At 67.9% G+C, this 16771-nt stretch carries 19 protein-coding genes and 4 tRNA genes; 11 read left to right on the top strand and 12 right to left on the bottom strand.

Going from position 1 to position 16771, the window contains the following annotated elements; translation table 11 throughout:
• Positions 1–5 precede the first annotated feature (5 nt).
• The 3 genes from ACWGO6_RS00145 to ACWGO6_RS00155 form a co-directional block, all read right to left on the bottom strand.
• A complete protein-coding gene (locus tag ACWGO6_RS00145; protein ID WP_136044009.1) occupies positions 6–1211 on the bottom strand; it encodes a thiolase family protein in 1206 nt (401 codons plus the stop codon).
• Positions 1212–1283: 72 nt separating this feature from the next.
• Complete coding sequence (locus ACWGO6_RS00150; protein ID WP_136044008.1) at positions 1284–2477, bottom strand: ribonuclease D; 1194 nt, start codon at positions 2475–2477, stop codon at positions 1284–1286.
• Positions 2470–3051, bottom strand: coding sequence for a DUF3000 family protein (locus tag ACWGO6_RS00155; protein WP_136044007.1), 582 nt, complete (start codon positions 3049–3051; stop codon positions 2470–2472). The genes ACWGO6_RS00150 and ACWGO6_RS00155 overlap by 8 nt, the downstream gene beginning before the upstream one ends.
• A gap of 25 nt (positions 3052–3076) precedes the next feature.
• Here ACWGO6_RS00155 and ACWGO6_RS00160 point away from each other — a divergent pair, with 25 nt between their 5' ends.
• Positions 3077–4231, top strand: a complete 1155-nt coding sequence (locus ACWGO6_RS00160) for an alpha/beta hydrolase family protein (RefSeq protein ID WP_136044006.1) — start codon at positions 3077–3079, stop codon at positions 4229–4231.
• Here ACWGO6_RS00160 and ACWGO6_RS00165 read toward each other — a convergent pair.
• Together ACWGO6_RS00165 and ACWGO6_RS00170 are read right to left on the bottom strand one after the other, a co-directional pair.
• Positions 4215–4646: a SufE family protein gene (locus ACWGO6_RS00165; protein WP_136044005.1), complete on the bottom strand. Its 432-nt coding sequence runs from the start codon at positions 4644–4646 to the stop codon at positions 4215–4217. The genes ACWGO6_RS00160 and ACWGO6_RS00165 overlap by 17 nt on opposite strands.
• A 19-nt stretch (positions 4647–4665) precedes the next feature.
• On the bottom strand, positions 4666–5559 hold the full coding sequence (locus ACWGO6_RS00170; protein WP_136044004.1) for a sulfurtransferase: 894 nt from the start codon (positions 5557–5559) through the stop codon (positions 4666–4668).
• A 145-nt stretch (positions 5560–5704) separates the two neighbouring features.
• Here ACWGO6_RS00170 and zapE point away from each other — a divergent pair, with 145 nt between their 5' ends.
• The 3 genes from zapE to ACWGO6_RS00185 all read left to right on the top strand — a co-directional run bounded on the left by zapE (position 5705) and on the right by ACWGO6_RS00185 (position 8717).
• Positions 5705–6742 (top strand): cell division protein ZapE, encoded by a 1038-nt coding sequence (gene zapE / locus ACWGO6_RS00175; RefSeq protein WP_452325540.1) that lies wholly within the window; start codon positions 5705–5707, stop codon positions 6740–6742.
• A gap of 134 nt (positions 6743–6876) precedes the next feature.
• Positions 6877–8115 (top strand): ammonium transporter, encoded by a 1239-nt coding sequence (locus ACWGO6_RS00180; protein WP_136044002.1) that lies wholly within the window; start codon positions 6877–6879, stop codon positions 8113–8115.
• 20 nt (positions 8116–8135) lie between these two features.
• Positions 8136–8717 (top strand): type II toxin-antitoxin system PemK/MazF family toxin, encoded by a 582-nt coding sequence (locus ACWGO6_RS00185; RefSeq protein WP_136044001.1) that lies wholly within the window; start codon positions 8136–8138, stop codon positions 8715–8717.
• Here ACWGO6_RS00185 and ACWGO6_RS00190 read toward each other — a convergent pair.
• Positions 8683–9840 carry a DUF1611 domain-containing protein gene (locus ACWGO6_RS00190; RefSeq protein WP_452325541.1) on the bottom strand — a complete coding sequence of 386 codons (1158 nt, stop codon included), beginning with the start codon at positions 9838–9840 and terminating at the stop codon, positions 8683–8685. The genes ACWGO6_RS00185 and ACWGO6_RS00190 overlap by 35 nt on opposite strands.
• A 289-nt stretch (positions 9841–10129) precedes the next feature.
• Between ACWGO6_RS00190 and ACWGO6_RS00195 the strand changes: the two genes are divergently transcribed.
• Positions 10130–10516, top strand: coding sequence for an SPW repeat domain-containing protein (locus tag ACWGO6_RS00195; protein ID WP_136044000.1), 387 nt, complete (start codon positions 10130–10132; stop codon positions 10514–10516).
• A gap of 58 nt (positions 10517–10574) precedes the next feature.
• Here ACWGO6_RS00195 and ACWGO6_RS00200 read toward each other — a convergent pair whose 3' ends face one another.
• From ACWGO6_RS00200 to ACWGO6_RS00215, 4 genes are read right to left on the bottom strand one after another with little or no spacing between them, the layout of a single operon-like run.
• Positions 10575–11060 carry a hypothetical protein gene (locus ACWGO6_RS00200; RefSeq protein WP_136043999.1) on the bottom strand — a complete coding sequence of 162 codons (486 nt, stop codon included), beginning with the start codon at positions 11058–11060 and terminating at the stop codon, positions 10575–10577.
• Between the two features lie 45 nt (positions 11061–11105).
• A complete protein-coding gene (locus tag ACWGO6_RS00205; RefSeq protein ID WP_168429606.1) occupies positions 11106–11540 on the bottom strand; it encodes a GIY-YIG nuclease family protein in 435 nt (144 codons plus the stop codon).
• 46 nt (positions 11541–11586) lie between these two features.
• The gene (locus ACWGO6_RS00210) at positions 11587–12636 is read right to left on the bottom strand and encodes a 2,3-butanediol dehydrogenase (RefSeq protein WP_136043997.1); all 1050 of its coding nucleotides are present in this window, start codon (positions 12634–12636) and stop codon (positions 11587–11589) included.
• A gap of 28 nt (positions 12637–12664) precedes the next feature.
• Entirely contained in the window at positions 12665–13216 is a 552-nt protein-coding gene (locus ACWGO6_RS00215) for a TetR/AcrR family transcriptional regulator (RefSeq protein ID WP_136043996.1), read from the bottom strand.
• A gap of 123 nt (positions 13217–13339) precedes the next feature.
• On the opposite strand from ACWGO6_RS00215, the gene ACWGO6_RS00220 reads away from it, so the two are divergent.
• On the top strand, positions 13340–14434 hold the full coding sequence (locus ACWGO6_RS00220; protein WP_452325542.1) for a PQQ-dependent sugar dehydrogenase: 1095 nt from the start codon (positions 13340–13342) through the stop codon (positions 14432–14434).
• Between the two features lie 62 nt (positions 14435–14496).
• Here the strand turns inward: ACWGO6_RS00220 and ACWGO6_RS00225 are convergent.
• Positions 14497–14572 (bottom strand) — tRNA-Val (locus ACWGO6_RS00225).
• 151 nt (positions 14573–14723) lie between these two features.
• Here ACWGO6_RS00225 and ACWGO6_RS00230 point away from each other — a divergent pair.
• The 3 genes from ACWGO6_RS00230 to ACWGO6_RS00240 all read left to right on the top strand — a co-directional run bounded on the left by ACWGO6_RS00230 (position 14724) and on the right by ACWGO6_RS00240 (position 15020).
• Positions 14724–14796 (top strand) — tRNA-Gly (locus ACWGO6_RS00230).
• Between the two features lie 54 nt (positions 14797–14850).
• Positions 14851–14921, top strand: a tRNA-Cys gene (locus ACWGO6_RS00235).
• Between the two features lie 27 nt (positions 14922–14948).
• A tRNA-Val gene (locus ACWGO6_RS00240) sits at positions 14949–15020 on the top strand.
• A 108-nt stretch (positions 15021–15128) separates the two neighbouring features.
• Here the strand turns inward: ACWGO6_RS00240 and ACWGO6_RS00245 are convergent.
• A complete protein-coding gene (locus tag ACWGO6_RS00245; RefSeq protein ID WP_452325543.1) occupies positions 15129–15395 on the bottom strand; it encodes a hypothetical protein in 267 nt (88 codons plus the stop codon).
• 88 nt (positions 15396–15483) lie between these two features.
• On the opposite strand from ACWGO6_RS00245, the gene ACWGO6_RS00250 reads away from it, so the two are divergent.
• Together ACWGO6_RS00250 and ACWGO6_RS00255 are read left to right on the top strand one after the other, a co-directional pair.
• Positions 15484–16029, top strand: coding sequence for a PadR family transcriptional regulator (locus ACWGO6_RS00250; protein ID WP_452325544.1), 546 nt, complete (start codon positions 15484–15486; stop codon positions 16027–16029).
• Positions 16026–16769, top strand: coding sequence for an alpha/beta fold hydrolase (locus ACWGO6_RS00255; RefSeq protein ID WP_452325545.1), 744 nt, complete (start codon positions 16026–16028; stop codon positions 16767–16769). The genes ACWGO6_RS00250 and ACWGO6_RS00255 overlap by 4 nt, the downstream gene beginning before the upstream one ends.
• Positions 16770–16771: the final 2 nt, after the last annotated feature.

Genomic DNA, 16771 nt, shown 5'->3' on the forward strand with positions numbered 1-16771 from the left:
CGCGCTCACTTCTTCTTCTTGCCGTCGTAGTGCGGGTTCTCCCAGATGACCGAGCCGCCCTGGCCGAGTCCGACGCACATGGCGGTCAGGCCGTAGCGGACGTCGGGGCGCTCAGCGAACTGCGCGGCGAGCTGGATCATCAGACGCACACCGGATGCCGCGAGCGGGTGCCCCAGCGCGATCGCGCCGCCCCACTGGTTGACGCGGGGGTCGTCATCGGCGATGCCGAAGTGGTCGAGCAGCGAGATCACCTGGATGGCGAAGGCTTCGTTCAGCTCGAACAGGCCGATGTCGTCGATCGTGAGACCGGCCTTCTTCAGCGCCTTCTCGGTCGAGGGGATCGGACCGATGCCCATGATCTCGGGCTGCACGCCAGCGAAGGCGAACGAGACCATCCGCATCTTCGGGGCGAGGCCGAACTCCTTGACCGCGCCGCCGCCGGCGAGCAGCGACATCGTCGCGCCGTCGGTGAGGGGGGAGGAGGTGCCCGCCGTGACGCGCCCGTGCGGACGGAACGGCGTCTTCAGTGCGGCGAGGTCCTCCATCGTGGTCTGCGGACGACGGCCCTCGTCCTCGGTCGCGAGACCCCAGGCGCCATCAGCGCCCTTCGTGGCCACGGACACGAGGTCGGGCTGGATCTTGCCCGCGTCGTACGCGGCCTGCACCTTGTGCTGGCTCAGCATGCCGAACCGATCGGAGCGTTCCTTGGTGAGGTGCGGGAAACGGTCGAAGATGCGCTCGGCGGTGACACCCATGTTGAGGGCACCCGGGTCGACCATCTTCTCCGCGACGAAGCGCGGGTTCGGGTCGGCGTTGCCGCCGATCGGGTGGTGCCCCATGTGCTCGACACCACCGGCGAGGGCGAAGTCGTACATGCCGACGCCGATCGAGGCGCCCATGGTGGTGACGCTGGTCATCGCGCCGGCGCACATGCGCTCGACGGCGAGTCCGGGAACGGTCTGCGGAAGTCCGGCGAGGATCGCCACCGACCGGCCGAGGGTGAGTCCCTGGTCGCCGGTCTGGCTCGTCGCGGCGATCGCCACGTCATCGATGCGGTCGGCCGGGACGGCAGCGTTGCGCTCCATCAGGCCGATGGTCGCCTTCACGGCGAGGTCATCCGCGCGGGTGTTCCAGTACATGCCTTTTTCGCCGGCGCGCCCGAAAGGGGTGCGTACTCCATCGACGAAGAAGACGTCCGAGATCTCGGCCACTCTGCCTCCAAGTTAGTGCGTGGCCTCAGTCTATGAAGCCCGCGAAACGGGGAGGAATCGGTTGGATCGAACCTACGAAGCGTCCGCCGGGGTGGTGTCCGGCGATTGCGCCGCCTCTACAAAGGCGTCCGCGATCTTCTGTGCAGTCTGTGCAATCTGCCAGGGGCGAGCCCCGAGTGCGGCGAGAGCTGCGGCGATCTCTTCGGGCGTCTCACCGGGCAGGTCCCACGCGACACGTCGCAGGTACTCGGGCGTGAGCAGGTTCTCGGTGGGCATCCCCAGTTCTTCGGCAACCGCTTCGACGACGGGACGCGCTGCCTTCAGACGCGCATCGGCCTCGGGGTTCCGGTCCGCCCAGGCGCGCGGGGGCGGGAGGGTGTCGCTCGGCACGCGCTCGCGAGGAAGCTCCTCCGATGCGCGGCCGTCGACGATCGCCTGCCACCAGCGGTCGAGCTGAGTGCGGCTGGCGCGGCCCTGGAATTCCTTGACACCTGCGAGCGCCTGCTTCGACGTCGGATTCGCCATGACCGCCGCGACCAGCGAGCGGTCGGGCACGAGCCTGCCGGGGGAGACGTCCTGCGCCTGCGCATAGGCCTCTCGGGCCTGCCAGAGGGAGCGCGCCACGGCGAGGTTGCGGGCACCGCGCACCTGGTGGAGTCCGCTGAGCCGACGCCAGGGGTCCTCGCGCGGCGGCTTCGGCGCGCGGGCGAGGGTCGCCGCGAACTCCTCGGCGGCGAACGCGGTCTTGCCCTGCTCCTCCAGCTCCTGGACCAGGATGTCTCGGACATCGATCAGGTGCAGCACGTCGAGCGCCGCATACTCGAGCCACGAGTCCGGCAGCGGACGCGTCGACCAGTCCGACGCCGAATGCTCCTTCTTGAGGACGATGCCGAGCGTGTCCTCGACGACGGCGCCGAGTCCGACGCGCTCATGGCCGAGCAGTCGGGAGGCCAGCTCGGTGTCGAAGATCACCGGCGGCTCGAGGTGCAGCTCGCGCAGCGACGGCAGGTCCTGGCTCGCGGCGTGGAGCACCCACTCGACATCGCCGATCGCCTCCTGGAGCGGGGCGAAGTCGCCGATCGCCGGCGGGTCGAACAGGAAGACGCCCGCGTCGCGGCGGAAGACCTGCACGAGGTAGGCCCGCTGCGAGTAGCGGAAGCCGGAGGCGCGCTCGACGTCCACGGCCACTGGGCCGGTGCCGGCGGCGAGCACGGCGCACGCCGCGCGGAACTCCTCGGCATCCGAGATCACGGAGTATTCAGTCACGTACAGCCTTTCGCGCGCCGATCACGGCGATGCCCTCGGAGCCGGGCGGAAGTCCCGCCAGCATTCCGACCAGCTCGGCCCATGCTTCGACGTGCGGTCGGAACGGGCCCTCCGGAGTCCAGGACGCCCGCAATTCTATCTGGGCTCCGTCGCCTTCGACGGCGAGCCCTCCGAACCCCTTCGACAGCGTCTTGGTCGACGTGCCCGATGCCGAGTGGTACACGGCCTCCCGGGAGTCGAGTGCATCGACCAGCCAGGACCACGTCACGTCGGCCAGAAGCGGGTCGGTTCCGATCTCGGTCTCGAGCGGCGCCTGCGCGAAGATCACGATGCGCCACGATCCTCCCCATGCTCCCGGCTCGTCGGGATCATGCAGCAGGACGAAGCGGCCGGTGCCGTACACAGACTCCCCGTCGCTCTCCGGTCGAACGTCCGCGGCGAGCGCGAGGGCGAACGGAGCGAGGCCCTGGGGGGTGGCGATCTCGCGCACCGTGATGTCATCGCGGAACGCGGTCTCGCGCAGCTCGGCCACAGCGCTGTCGAAGGGCGTCCCGGCTTCGGGGTGTGCGGTCACGGCAACAGGCTAGAGTCAGGAAGCGATGAAGAGTCTCAGGCACGCCGTTACGCTCCTTGTCCCTGCCCTGCTCGCCTTCGGAGCGGCGTTCGCATTTCTCGTGTTCGCCGTCGCCCGCCGGGTGGTCACGCCGATGCGTCGCCCGACCGACACCCAGATCCTGGCCGTCGACACGGGCGCCCAGACGATCGAGTTGCAGCGCACCCTCGATACCGAGCTGCCCGGTCGCTACGGTCTCTTCACCACCGGGACGTACGGCTACGTCAAGCTCGGTGCCGTGCTCAGTGCGGATGCGACGACGGTGCGCCGCAAGTTGCTGACCCAGATCGAACCCGGTTCACGCGTGGACCGGGCGGCCTCCTTCAGCGGGTACTACTACTCCTCGCCGAGTGAGCTGCATCTGCGCTGGGAGAACGTGCTGATCGGTTCCCCTGCGGGTCCCTGCCCCGCCTGGTACTTCCCGGCGTCCTCGTCGACCTGGGTGATCCAGGTGCACGGGCGCGGTGCCACGCGTGCGGAGTGCCTGCGGGCCGTGCCGGTGCTGCATGCCGCAGGCCTCCCGAACCTCGTCGTGTCGTACCGCAACGACGGCGAGGCGCCCCGCACCAAGGCCGGGGCTTACGCGCTGGGCGCGTCGGAATGGCGAGACGTCGATGCCGCCATCGCGTACGCGCTCCGCCACGGCGCCGAACGCGTGATCCTGATGGGCTGGTCCATGGGCGGCGCGGTGTCGCTGCAGGCGGCTGTCACCTCGGGGCATCGTGACCGCATCGCGGGGATCATCCTCGAGTCTCCGGTCGTCGACTGGCGGACGGTGCTGCGGTTCCAGGCGCAGATGGCAGGAGTGCGCGCGCCGCTGCCCGCTCTCGCCATGGGCGCTCTGCAGTCGCCGCTCACCGCGCGCCTCAGCGGAGCCGATGAGCCGATCCTGTTCGATCGCCTCGACATGGTCGCAAGGGCCGACGAACTGACCGCGCCGATCCTGATCCTGCACAGCGACGACGACGGATTCGTCCCCGCCGATTCCTCGCACGCGCTGCAGGAGGCGCGCCCCGATCTGGTCACGATGCCGCGGTTCACGGTCGCGCGGCACACCAAGCTCTGGAACTACGACGAGACCGGGTGGAGCACGGCGATCACCGACTGGCTCGACGCACAGGGGCTCAGCGCTTCTGAATGACCTGGTTCTTCGCGCGCATGAGCATTCCCGTCATGCCGCCGATGCGCAACGGTGAGACCGCCTTGGTGAGACCGATCGACTGCGGATAGTCGTTCGGGATCGCCAGGACCTCGTCTGCTGTGAGCCCGGTGAGGCCCTGCACCAGGATGCTCGCGAAACCGCGCGTGGTCGGGGCCTCCGGCGGAGCCGTGGCGTGCATCGTGACGATGTCGTCTTCCACCTCGACGTGGATGTAAACGGGCGACTGGCACTCGGCGACCCGCTCGTACATCTCGGGGTGGGCGGCGACTTCGTCGGAGACGTCGGGAAGCTCGTCCGAATACTCGAGCAGCAGCAGGAGGCGATCGGACTCCGATGTCTCCAGGAACCCGTCGCGGATCTCGGCCAGTGCCTCAGGAACTTCGCTCGCGCTCATCCCCGCCATTCTCCCACGTTCAGACGGTGCCCGGCTCTGCCCCGGTGACGATCGGCACGCGCACGGCGCTGCCCCATTCGGTCCAGGAGCCGTCGTAGTTGCGGACGTTCTCGAAACCGAGGAGGTGCTTGAGCACGAACCACGTGTGGCTCGACCGCTCGCCGATGCGGCAGTAGGCGACGACATCGTCGCCGTCGTTCAGGCCGGCGCCCTCGCGGTAGATCGCGTCGAGCTCGGCACGGCTGCGGAACCCGCCGTCCTCGGCCACCGCCTTCGCCCACGGCACGCTCTGCGCCGTGGGGATGTGCCCGGCGCGCAGCGCCCCCTCCTCCGGGTAGGCGGGCGCCGTGGTGCGCTCTCCGCTGTACTCCTCGGGGGAGCGCACGTCGATCAGCGGGTTGCCGATGTGGGCGAGCACATCCTCCTTGTAGGCACGGATCGCGGAGTCGTCGCGCTCCACGACCGGGTACTCCGTGGCAGGACGGTTCGCGGCCTCGCGGGTCAGCTCTCGACCCTCGGCGATCCAGCGGTCGCGGCCGCCGTCGAGCAGACGGACGTCTTCGTGGCCGAAGAGCGAGAAGACCCAGAGCGCATAGGCGGCCCACCAGTTGTTCTTGTCGCCGTAGATGACGACCGTGTCGTCGCGTTCGATGCCCTTGCGGCTCAGTAGCTCGGCGAAGCCCTCGCCGTCGACGTAGTCGCGCACGACGGGGTCGTTGAGCTCGGTGTGCCAGTCGACCTTGACGGCGCCCGGGATGTGGCCCGTCTCGTACAGCAGCACGTCCTCATCGGACTCGACGACCACCAGCCCGGGTGTTCCCAGCCGTTCGGCGAGCCACTGCGTCGTGACGAGCCGACCGGGCTCGGCGTACTCGGCGAACTTGGGGGAGGAGGAATCGAACTCGATGGCCATGGGATCTCCGAAGCGTTGAGCGGGCGAGGGTGCGGGTGCAGACGGCGTAGTGTTGATCCGTCCCTTCGACGATAGATCCCCGCCGAGCACCCTGCGCCCGATTCGTAAGACTTCGACACAGGCCAGCACCCGATTCAGGACCGTGATGACCGACCCGACCAGCCGCACCGGAATCGTGCACCTCACAGAGCGCCAGCCGACCGTCACCGGACCGGAGATGCTCGCGAGCCTGGTGCCGCCGCCCCAGTTCGACACGGCGACGTTCGACAGCTACCGGGCCGATCCCGCCTATCCCTCCCAGGAGGAGGCGAAGGAGACGCTGATGCGCTTCTCCGGTCGCGGAGCCCCGGTCAAGCGCGGTGGCTTCTTCAGCCGGGCGAAGAAGGAACCCGAGCTCAAGCCCGGTGTCTATCTGGACGGCGGCTTCGGCGTCGGCAAGACCCACCTGCTCGCATCCATCTATCACGCGATGCCGGCACGTCGGAAGTACTTCGGCTCCTTCATCGAGTACACGGCCCTGGTGGGTGCTCTGGGCTACAAGAACACGGTCGACCTGCTCAAGGGTGCCGATCTCCTCTGCATCGACGAGTTCGAGCTCGACGATCCGGGCGACACGATGGTGATGACCCGACTCATCGGCGAACTCGTTCCGACAGGCACCCGTCTCGCGGCCACCTCCAACACGCCGCCGAACGCCCTCGGCGAGGGACGCTTCGCCGCGCAGGACTTCCTCCGCGAGATCCATGCCATGTCCGACAGCTTCCAGACGCTGCGCATCGACGGGGTCGACTTCCGTCAGCGAGCGCTGGACGGTCATGCCGTGGTGCTCGACGACGCCGCCTATGAAACCGCATTGGCGGCGGCCGGTCAGGTCGGCGCGGCTTCCGATGACCGGTTCGACGACCTGATCCGCCACCTGGCCCAGGTGCACCCGTCGCGCTACATCCGTCTCATCGAGGGGCTCGGGCAGGTGGGGCTGCGCGGCGTGCGTCAGCTCACGGATCAGTCCGAGGCGCTGCGGTTCGTCGCGTTCGTGGACCGCGTGTACGACGCGCAGATCCCGATCATCGCGACGGGCCTCGGTCTCGACTCTGTGTTCTCCGAGGAGATGCTGGCCGGCGGATACCGCAAGAAGTACCTGCGTGCGGTCTCCCGCCTCAACGCGCTGACGCATTCTGCGTAAGCCCCAAGGCTCGCGTAACGCGATGTTCACACCCGGAGCCGCGCTGTAACCGCAGGGAAACAAACCTCACGCATGCGTGAAACGGCGCGTCGTCACACTGAAGCTCTCAATTACTTCGGATGTGAGGTTTTCCTATGGATGCTCCCGGCAACATCTCGTGGGCGATCACCGCGACAGCGCTGGTGCTGCTCATGACGCCCGGCGTCGCCTTCTTCTACGGCGGTCTCGTCAAGGCGAAGAGCGTCGTCAGCATGATGATGATGAGCTTCGGCTCGATCGGTCTTGTCGCTGTGTTGTGGATTCTCTTCGGCTTCTCGATGAGCGCCGTCGACAGCCCGACCGCCTTCGCCGGCAACCCGTTCGCCGACTTCGGGCTGTCCAGCCTGGCGTCCGGTGAGGGATCGAACGTCGCGCTCCTCGGAGTCGCCTACGGCGCGACCTTCGCGATCATCACGGTCGCACTGATCTCCGGTGCGATCGCGGACCGCGCCAAGTTCGGCAGCTGGCTGATCTTCGCCGGCATCTTCGCCACGGTCGGCTACTTCCCGGTCGCCGCGTGGGTGTGGGGTGGCGGCTGGATCATGAACCTCGGCTCCACGCTCTTCGGTGAGGACAGCGGGATCGGCGTGATCGACTACGCCGGCGGCACCGCGGTGCACATCAACGCCGGTGCGGCCGCTCTCGCTCTGGCTCTGGTCCTCGGCAAGCGCATCGGCTTCCAGAAGGGCATCCTCAAGCCGCACAACGTCCCGCTGACGCTGCTCGGTGCCGCACTGCTGTGGTTCGGCTGGTTCGGCTTCAACGCCGGCGCGGAATGGCTCGCGGAGGACATGGGCGGCGTCGGACTCATCGGCCTGAACACCCTCGGTGCGACCGCGGCGGCCATCCTCGGCTGGATCCTGGTGGAGAAGATCAAGGACGGCAAGCCCACCTCGGTCGGCGCCGCTTCCGGTGCCGTCGCGGGTCTCGTCGCCATCACCCCGGCGTGCGCCAACCTGACGCCCGGCTGGGCACTGCTGCTCGGCGCCCTCGCCGGTGTGGTCTGCGCCCTCGCGATCGAGCTGAAGTTCCGCCTCGGCTTCGACGACTCGCTCGACGTGGTCGGCATCCACCTCGTCGGCGGGCTCATCGGCACCCTGTACCTCGGCTTCTTCGCGAGCGAGACCGGCCTGTTCGTCGGCGGCGACGCCCGTCAGCTCGCGGTGCAGGTCATCGCAGCGCTCGGTGTCCTGATCTACTCCTTCGTGGTCGCCTTCATCATCGGCTTCGCGATCGAGAAGACGATCGGGTTCCGCGTCACGAACGAGGACGAGATCGCCGGTGTCGACCAGGTCGTGCACGGCGAGGAGGGCTACGCACTCGCCGACGCATGATCTGCGGTTAGGGTGACCGTGTGAGCAAGACCAACGGCATCCTGACAGCACTCGTGGACATCCTGCTCAAGGCAGTGGGGTCCGGCCGGGCGTCTCGGACGACAGATCCGAGACGCCCGGACGCGCGTCTGCGCACATCTCAGGAGCGGTCGGCATCCGTCCCAACGTCGGGGGCGGCGCACGACCGCGGCACCGCGACCGTTCGTGTCGATCCGGATCGGATCCGCGACCTGCAGGTCGCATATTCACCCCAGAGGGACGGAGCCCCGGATGCGGGCGAGATCGTCTGGACCTGGGTGCCCTACGAGGAGAACGACGGACGCGGCAAGGACCGCCCCGTTCTCGTGATCGGTCGCCAATCGGCGGAGCGCGTCTACGCCGTGCGCATGACCAGCAAGCCGCACGACGGCGACCGCGACTACCTGTCGATCGGCACCGGAGCGTGGGACTCGCAGGGGCGTGAGTCCTGGGTCGACGTGGAACAGCTGTACAGCGTGCACGAGCGAGGACTGCGGCGGGAGGCCGCCGTCCTCGACAGGCGCCGCTACGACCGCGTCGGAGCCGCTCTTACGCGGCTGTACGGGTGGTCTGTCGCGGGGTGAGAGCGGGGAACGCCTGGAGCACCATCTCGACGAGCTCCGACAGCGGTCGCGTCAGCGGATCGGTCGCCGGCAGACCCGTGTCGAGTTCGATCTCGTCGATCGCCGCGGCCAGCTGATCCGCCGAGAGGTTCTCGTGGTTCACGGTCACGCCGATCACGCGAGTGTCGGCGAAGGCCTCGATCAGCGCGATCTCGCTCGTCACGGTCGGCATCGCGACCATCGGGAAGTCGCCCAGGACCGTGCGGCCCGGGGCATGCTGCACGATGACACCCTCGGGCTGGCTTCCGCGAAGGATGTGCGCCGAGGTGATGTAGGCCGGATGGCTGAGAGCACCCTGGCCCTCGACGATGATCACGTCGGGGTGCTCGCCCTCGAACGCGGCGACCACCTGGTGCTCGACCTCGCCCGAGCAGAACTGCGGCACGAGTGCGTCGAGCGCGACGCCGTAGCGACCGCCCTGGATGATCGTGGTCTGCCCGGTGCCGACCATGACGGCATGGATGTCGCGTTCATTGAGCGCCCGCACGAGGATCGTGGCCGTGGTGCGCTTGCCGATCGCGCCGTCGGTGCCGAGGATCGTGATGCGCGGGCAGGTCACGTCGAAGATGCGGCCGGAGAAGAGGTGGAGGTCCTTCTTGTCCTTGGGGCGGCGGATGTCGGTGATAGTCACCCCGGCGAGCAGGGCGGCCGCCACGAATTCGGCGTCGTCGGTGAGGAACTCGTGCAGCCCGTTGATGATGTGCATGCCGCGGGCGATGCCGTCGAGCAGCACGGTCCGCTGCGCAGCGGAGAGCAGCCCGTCGGCGGGTGCGACGCCGCAGATCAGGTAGTCGGGGACGTGACCCGCGTGCGCGATCGCCGTGGCGAGGCCGTCGAGGATCGGGATGCCGTTCGCGGTGCCGTCCAACAGCATGCCGGCGTCTGCGCCCGCATGCGTGCTGTCGATGACGCTGAGGATCTCGTACTTCTCGGAGTGGCGGACCAGTCCGTTCGCGGTCTTGCCGTCCTGCTCACCGAACTGGCCTTCGCAGTACACGATCGCCGTCGTGCCGGCCGGGAGCGCGATGGGTTCCGCCCAGGCGTGCGCAGGGTCGATGGAAGAGGGAATTGACGGGGTGGGCATGACGCTCCTCGGGCTCACACAGAGGAGGCGACGGAGAACGAAATGACCCAGAAGGCCCGTTGGTCGACGAGAAGTCTTCCCTGATGTCGGCACGATGCCGACTTCCTCACCGTAGCAGTGCTCGCTGGGACGGGGCCGTGGGGAGCCGCGGCCACGTCCCGCTCGACCGCGTTCGCCCCGGTGCCCGCCGCAGGCAGGGGAACAGCTGTGGCCGCTCGGCCAATCCGATCCGGCACGGGCTTCGAACCAGTGGTGAGTCGCGTTCAGCGGCGTCACACAAGGAGGAATCATGCGCTTCATCCCCACCAAGGTCCACGGAGTCCTCGACTACATCGTCGGCATCGCGTTGATCGCCGCGCCCTGGCTGTTCGGTTTCGCGAGCGTGGGCGGAGCCGCGGTCATCATCCCGATCGTCCTCGGCGTCGGGCTCATCGTGTACAGCCTGTTCACGAAGTACGAATGGGGCCCCTTCGGCTTCATCCCGATGCCGGTCCACCTCGTGTTCGACATCGTCGCCAGCCTTTTCCTGGCCCTCTCGCCGTGGATCTTCGGATTCGCCGACGAGGCGCTCAACGTCTGGCTCCCGCACGTCGTCGTGGGTGCCGCGGTGATCGTCGTGGTGCTCTTCTCGCAGCCTCAGCCGGCGACCACTCGGGGCCGCGTCGCCGCCGCCTGAGCGACACCCGGACGCGATGCCGGGCGACTGGACTTCCCGAAGCAGTCGCCCGGCATCGTCATGCTCCGGCGAAGACTCCGCCGCCCACGTTTCCCTCGTAGATCACGTTGAGCTGAGGCGGCGCGGAGGTCACCGTATAAGTGCTCCCCACCTCGAACGGGCCGGTGATCGAGAAACTGCCGAGATCGCCCGTCTCGCTCGGCGGCAGCGCGACGCCGTTCGAGATGGTGACCACATTGCCGCTGACCGCGACCACCCATCCGCCGGGAGCATTCACCGAGAAGTCCACGCCCTCCGGGAGCGTGAAGGTGAGCACGACCTCCCCGGGCTCGTACGTCTGAGTCGCACCGAAGCCGTTGTAGTTGGAGCCATTGAGGAAGATCCCGCCCGGGTCGCCGCCATACGCGTCTCCGACGACGTAGAGGGTCCCGCCGCCGGTGCTCGCGGCTGCGAGCGGTGTCGCGGCAGCCACAGCGATGATCGGGACGGACCAGGCTCCGGCGGTGATGACTGAGCGTCGGGAGAGTCCACGTTCGTCTTCCATATGGGCATCCTTTCGTCGTGGGAGGTCCGACCACCATACGAGGGGCTACCGTGAGTCGTCGAGACCGCGCAGCGCGTGGCTCAGCCAGCGGGCGTACAGCAACCAGGGGTCGCCTTCCCGACGGAGAGTGGCTACGTGCGCCCGCAGCTCCGGGGTGAGGGTGAACCACTCACCGCCCTCGCGTATGGTGGCGAACTCGCGGTGGCGCTGTTGTTCGACGGATCGGTCGCCGCGTTCGAACGCGAGCAGCTCCTGGTGTCGGATGCTCGCGAGGCGCTGCCGTGGGCGCCAGCTGGTGCCGATCTTCACTCGGTCGTCGTATCGGATGTAGTAGACGACGTCGATGCGGGGGAGCGGGAGGTCGGGATCGGGAGCGTCGCCGTAGCGCCATCCGCACTCGGCGCAGCACCAGGCGTCGTCGATCCGGACCCCGTGGATGCTGCCGCATAGCGCACACGGGCTCGGAAGGGCGCGTTTCATCGGCACCGAAGCAGACTACGCGCGCCCTCCGACACCCGGACCAGCCTCAGCCGGCGTGCACGAGGATCTTCGCGCCGGCACCCCCGCGCAGCGCGTGGATCGCGTCGACGACGTTCTCGAGCGGAGTCTCCTGCACCCAGCCGGTCGTGTCGTAGACGCCGCGAGACATCGCCTCGATCACGGCGTCGAAGTCCTCGGGAAGGTACGCGAGCGCGCCCGCGATCTCGGTCTCGGCCATCACCAGCTGGGTGGGGAGGAAGTCCATCGTGCGCTCGTGGATGGCGACCACGACCACGCGACCGCCGGGAACCAGGCTCGCCAGGGACGAGCTGATGGCTGCGCCGACACCCGCTGCGTCGAAGGCCACGTCGACACCGTCGCCGTCTGTCAGCGTCGCGACTGCGGCCGCGAGATCCTCGTTCACCGGATCGACCACCGTGGCCCCGAGGGCTGCGATGATCGCGCGACGCTCCGCGCTGGGCTCCGACACGAGCACGCGCTCCACCCCGCGCGCACGCAGGGCGAACCACACACCGATGCCGATCGGTCCGGCGCCCGCGATCAGAGCGGTGCCGCCCGCCTCGACGCCGCTGCGGGAGACCGCATGCCACGCGACCGACATCGGCTCGACGAGGGCACCCATGCGCAGGTCGACGTTCTCCGGCAGCACGTGCAGCTTCGTCGCGTCGACGGTCGTGAATTCCGCCATGCCACCACCGTCGGAGCTGAGCCCGTGGAAGCCGATCTTCTGGCAGGCGTTGAACATGCCGCGGCGGCAAGCGGGGCATTCGCCGCAGTAGTAGATGGGCCAGACGGCCACCCGGTCGCCCACCGCGACGTCGCTCACTCCCTCGCCGAGCTCGACGACGGTGCCGGAGAACTCGTGGCCGAGGATCTGGGGCAGCGTGGCACCCGTCACGGGGTGCGGGTGCTCGAGGTCGAGTCCGGCTGCTTCGGGGGAGTAGTACACGTGGAGGTCCGACCCGCAGATCCCCGCATACGCGTTGCGCAGCTTGACCTGTCCGGGCCCGGGAGTCGGCTCGGGGACCTCTTCGATGCGCAGATCTTCCTTGGCGTGGAACAGTGCGGCCTTCATCTCTTCTCTCCTTCTTCTCCGGTAGCCGTCATCGCAGCCACCACTCCGGTGATGCCGCGAGGATCATTCTCACGGCACGGTCGATGTCGTCGTCGTCGCTCCGCAGCCACTCCTCGATGGCGCCCACGGTGCCCGCTGCGGCGTACGCAACGGCGATCCGCATCGCGGAAGGATCCTCCGCGAACACGGGCGGAACGATCTGCGTGTGCAGCTCGGCCCACAGCAGCAGTCCGGAGCGGATGGATGCCTCCAGGTTGCTGCGCACGGGCGCGGCCAGCAGGGGCTGCATCGCCCCGCGGTACACGGAAGCCCGTCGCCGGATGTGCTCCAGCAGAGCTCGTTCGCCATCGCCGATGGCGTCCGTCTGCGGCAGGATCTCCATGGCGGCGTCGATCTCCGCGGAAAGCGCGTCGGCGAGGAGCTGCACCGGACTCTCCGCGTGCCGGTAGAAGGTGTCTCTGGTGACACCCGCTGCTGCACAGATCGCGGAGACGGTGACATCGGCGACCGGCATCCGACTGGCCAGTTCGAGCACCGCGCCACGAAGACTCTCCCGTGAACGTCGCGACCTCGCATCCATGGGTCCAGTCTATCTGACATCTGTCAGATAGTCGCCTCTTCTGTGTGGTGGATCACGCGCCTAGTCTCGGAAGGGACGGGTACTCGCGTCGAGCGGCGACAGCGACGACCGAGGGGAGCGGAGATGGTGATCAGGTCCCGGCGAGGTTTGGTCGCGAGGATCGTCCTGTCGGCCGCGTCGATCGCTCTCGTGGCGTGTGCGCCGACGACATCGGCCCCGTCGCCCTCGCGGCTTCCGGATGCCTCGGGGTCGGTCTCTGGCGGAACCGAGACCACGATCGTCGAGGATCTGGCGGCGCCGTGGTCGATCGCCTTTCACGAGGGAATCGCACTGATCAGTGAGCGTGACAGTGCTCGGATCGTCGAGGTGTCGGATGACGGCGACGTCGGCGAAGTCGCGGTGATCGATGGCGTCGCACCCGGCGGCGAAGGCGGTTTGCTTGGAATCGCCGTGCGCGACGGGTACCTGTACGCGTACTCCACCGCCGCGGAAGAGAACCGCGTGCAGCGCTTCCGCCTCACCGGTTCGCGTGGTTTCCTCGGTCTCGGCGCTCCGGAGACGATCCTGGACGGCCTGGCCGCCGCGTCGAATCACAACGGCGGCCGCATCGCTTTCGGTCCCGACGGAATGCTCTACGTGACGGTGGGGGATGCGGGCGACCGCGAGAGTGCTCAGGATCCGGCGTCGCTGTCGGGCAAGATCCTCCGCATCACACCGGAAGGTGCGGTCCCGGGCGACAACCCCATCGACGGATCACCCGTCTACAGCCTCGGGCACCGCAACCCGCAGGGTCTGGCCTGGGATGAAACCGGGACGCTGTATGCGAGCGAATTCGGTCAGGACACGTGGGATGAGCTGAACGTCATCGAGCCGGGCGGGAACTACGGATGGCCGGTCGTCGAAGGCGTCGCGGACCGTGCGGAGTTCATCGATCCGGTGCAGCAGTGGGCGCCGGATGCCGCCAGCCCGAGCGGCATCGCCATTGCGGAAGAGGCGGTGTTCATCGCGAATCTGCGGGGTGAACGACTCCGTGAGGTGCCGCTGAACGATCTCTCGTCGTTCGCCGAGCATTTCACCGACGCTTACGGGCGGCTTCGTGATGTGGTCGTCGCCCCTGACGGTGCCCTGTGGGTGCTCACCAACAACACCGACGGTCGCGGCGATCCCGGGGACGGCGACGATCGGGTCGTCCGCGTGTCGCTCGACGAGGGCCGCTGAATCGCAAGCTCGGGGCCAGAATGCCGGAAGCCCCGCTTGCCGTGAGGTATGAGGGGCTTCTCTGGTGGGCGATACCGGACTCGAACCGATGACCTCTTCCGTGTGAAGGAAGCGCGCTACCAACTGCGCCAATCGCCCATACCCGTGGGGTACGTCAACCGATACTACCCGACGCTCAGAGGCCGTACGGACCACTCTGCGAGACACGCGCGAGATTCGCTGCGGGTTTGGCGGAGGGGGAATCTTCGGCTAATGTTTCATGAGTGCCCGGGACAACCGGGAACGAAATGCGGATGTAGCGCAGTTGGTAGCGCACAACCTTGCCAAGGTTGGGGTCGCGAGTTCGAGTCTCGTCATCCGCTCGAGTGCAGAGGGTCTTCTTCGGAAGGCTCTTCGCACGTGGGGTCAATCCACACGGTGGCGTGGCCGAGCGGCTAGGCACCGGCCTGCAAAGCCGTTTACACGGGTTCGAATCCCGTCGCCACCTCACGGGAAAACTGAATAGCCCCAACGGGCGCGATTGGCGCAGCGGTAGCGCGCTTCCCTGACACGGAAGAGGTCACTGGTTCGATCCCAGTATCGCGCACAGACAAACCCCCGGTTCTCCGGGGGTTTTTTCGTGCCCGGAAGGTGAGCGACCTGGGGGAGTGCGGGCCGGTTCGCGCGTGTCGCCGCATCCAGCAGTGTGGCGGGTTCAGAGGGATCCGCCATCGTGGCGTGCGCCCGCATCGCCCGTCCATGGCGGGGCGGCATCGATCGTTCCGTGTCCCTCGCGTCGCGCCGCCAGGGTGATCGAGAAGCCGATCAGGCCGATGGCGGCGACGCCGGCGACGAGGCCCGTCCAGAAGTCCTGGGTGAGCAGCCCCAGACCGATACCCGCGACCGAACCGACGAACACAGCGACGACCCAAGCTGTCACCCGGTACGCGAGAGTGGCCTGAGGAACTCGATTCTCTTCCATGAGTGCACACTACGGATTCCTGGGCTGCACCGCTATGCACCCCCAGGACTAGTTGACTTATCGACTAGCCGCGTGTTTCACTCGGAGCATGACGCTCTCCCGCATCATCCTCGGCTTCCTCGCCGTCAGGCCCATGACGGGCTACGACCTCATGGCGGCCTTCGCGACCTCGGCAGCCTATTTCTGGCATGCCGACAAGGCTCAGATCTATCGCACTCTCGCAAAACTGGTGGAGGAGGGCCTCGCCCGCACGGAGATCGTGACCGGAACGAACGCGCCGGATCGTGTGGTCCACCACATCACCGACCAGGGATATGAGGCGATGCGGGCATGGCTCGTCTCTCCGCCCGCTCGACAGGTGCCGCGGGACGCTTTCATCGCCCGGATGTTCTTCGCCGGTGAGCTGGACGATCCCGAGCTCGTCGCGGTGGTCGACGCTCGCATGGCAGAGGCGACGGCGGCGCGAGACGCGCTCCGGGTCATTCGTGCGCAGACCCCGCGTCCGGACGTTCGGTCCGACCGCTCGGGCTGGCTGCGTTCCATGACGCTGGATCAGGGCCTTCGTGAGCACGACGATCACATCGAATGGCTGGAAGCGCTCCGATCGGGGCTCGGGGCGGAGACGCGTTCATGACCCGCCCCGTCCTGTTCCTTCATGGTGGCACCGTCGGCGGCTGGAGCTGGGCGGGGCAGTCGTCGGCGTTCGACGACCGGCTCACCCTCGCGCCCGACCTGCCGGGGTACCTGTCCAGACGAGACGAACCCTGGACCGACTTCGACAGCGTGGCCGACCGGCTGGCGGCGTTCATCGACCGCGAGGCCGGCGAACCGGTCGACGTGGTCGGGCTCTCTCTCGGAGGGATGGTCGCGCTGCATCTCGCGGCCCGCTACCCCGCTGTAGTGGCGAGTGTTTTCGTGACCGGAGCGTCGGTGCTCCCGTACCGTCCGTCGATGCGGCTGATGAACTGGGGTCCGCTGATGCTGTGGAACCGGCGCTTCTTCTGGGCGGGGATGGCGCGTCAATTCGGGCTGGTGGGAGAGGAGGCGAAGCGGTTCGTGGTGAGCTGCCCGCCCATCTCGCGTGAGAAGCTGGCCGAGCAGCTGCATGAGGTCTATCCCGGAGGCGTGACTTCTCTGGCGGACGTCTCCGCTCCGCTCATGGCGATCGCGGGCGAGCGGGAGATGCGCTATTTCCACGACTGCCTGCAGGTCGTGCGCGCGGCGCGACCGGATGCGACGATCGGGCTCGCTCCCGGCATGCACCACGCGTGGAACGCCGAGGACCCCGAGCTCTTCAACCGCATCCTCCGTGCCTGGCTCGACGAGAGGGCAGCCCACGCCGACCTGCTTCCGCTCGGGCCGAGCGCTCGCTGATC

The organism is Microbacterium sp. NPDC055665 (assembly GCF_053618035.1).

Coding starts and splice junctions, on each gene's coding strand:
- ACWGO6_RS00215 (WP_136043996.1), bottom strand. CDS start 13,216: ATGGATGCGAGGTCGCGACGTTCACGGGAGAGTCTTCGTGGCGCGGTG.
- ACWGO6_RS00180 (WP_136044002.1), top strand. CDS start 6,877: ATGGATGCTCCCGGCAACATCTCGTGGGCGATCACCGCGACAGCGCTG.
- ACWGO6_RS00190 (WP_452325541.1), bottom strand. CDS start 9,840: ATGCCCACCCCGTCAATTCCCTCTTCCATCGACCCTGCGCACGCCTGG.
- ACWGO6_RS00200 (WP_136043999.1), bottom strand. CDS start 11,060: ATGGAAGACGAACGTGGACTCTCCCGACGCTCAGTCATCACCGCCGGA.
- ACWGO6_RS00165 (WP_136044005.1), bottom strand. CDS start 4,646: ATGAGCGCGAGCGAAGTTCCTGAGGCACTGGCCGAGATCCGCGACGGG.
- ACWGO6_RS00255 (WP_452325545.1), top strand. CDS start 16,026: ATGACCCGCCCCGTCCTGTTCCTTCATGGTGGCACCGTCGGCGGCTGG.
- ACWGO6_RS00250 (WP_452325544.1), top strand. CDS start 15,484: ATGACGCTCTCCCGCATCATCCTCGGCTTCCTCGCCGTCAGGCCCATG.
- ACWGO6_RS00170 (WP_136044004.1), bottom strand. CDS start 5,559: ATGGCCATCGAGTTCGATTCCTCCTCCCCCAAGTTCGCCGAGTACGCC.
- ACWGO6_RS00210 (WP_136043997.1), bottom strand. CDS start 12,636: ATGAAGGCCGCACTGTTCCACGCCAAGGAAGATCTGCGCATCGAAGAG.
- ACWGO6_RS00245 (WP_452325543.1), bottom strand. CDS start 15,395: ATGGAAGAGAATCGAGTTCCTCAGGCCACTCTCGCGTACCGGGTGACA.
- ACWGO6_RS00160 (WP_136044006.1), top strand. CDS start 3,077: ATGAAGAGTCTCAGGCACGCCGTTACGCTCCTTGTCCCTGCCCTGCTC.
- ACWGO6_RS00220 (WP_452325542.1), top strand. CDS start 13,340: ATGGTGATCAGGTCCCGGCGAGGTTTGGTCGCGAGGATCGTCCTGTCG.
- ACWGO6_RS00195 (WP_136044000.1), top strand. CDS start 10,130: ATGCGCTTCATCCCCACCAAGGTCCACGGAGTCCTCGACTACATCGTC.
- ACWGO6_RS00205 (WP_168429606.1), bottom strand. CDS start 11,540: ATGAAACGCGCCCTTCCGAGCCCGTGTGCGCTATGCGGCAGCATCCAC.
- zapE (WP_452325540.1), top strand. CDS start 5,705: ATGACCGACCCGACCAGCCGCACCGGAATCGTGCACCTCACAGAGCGC.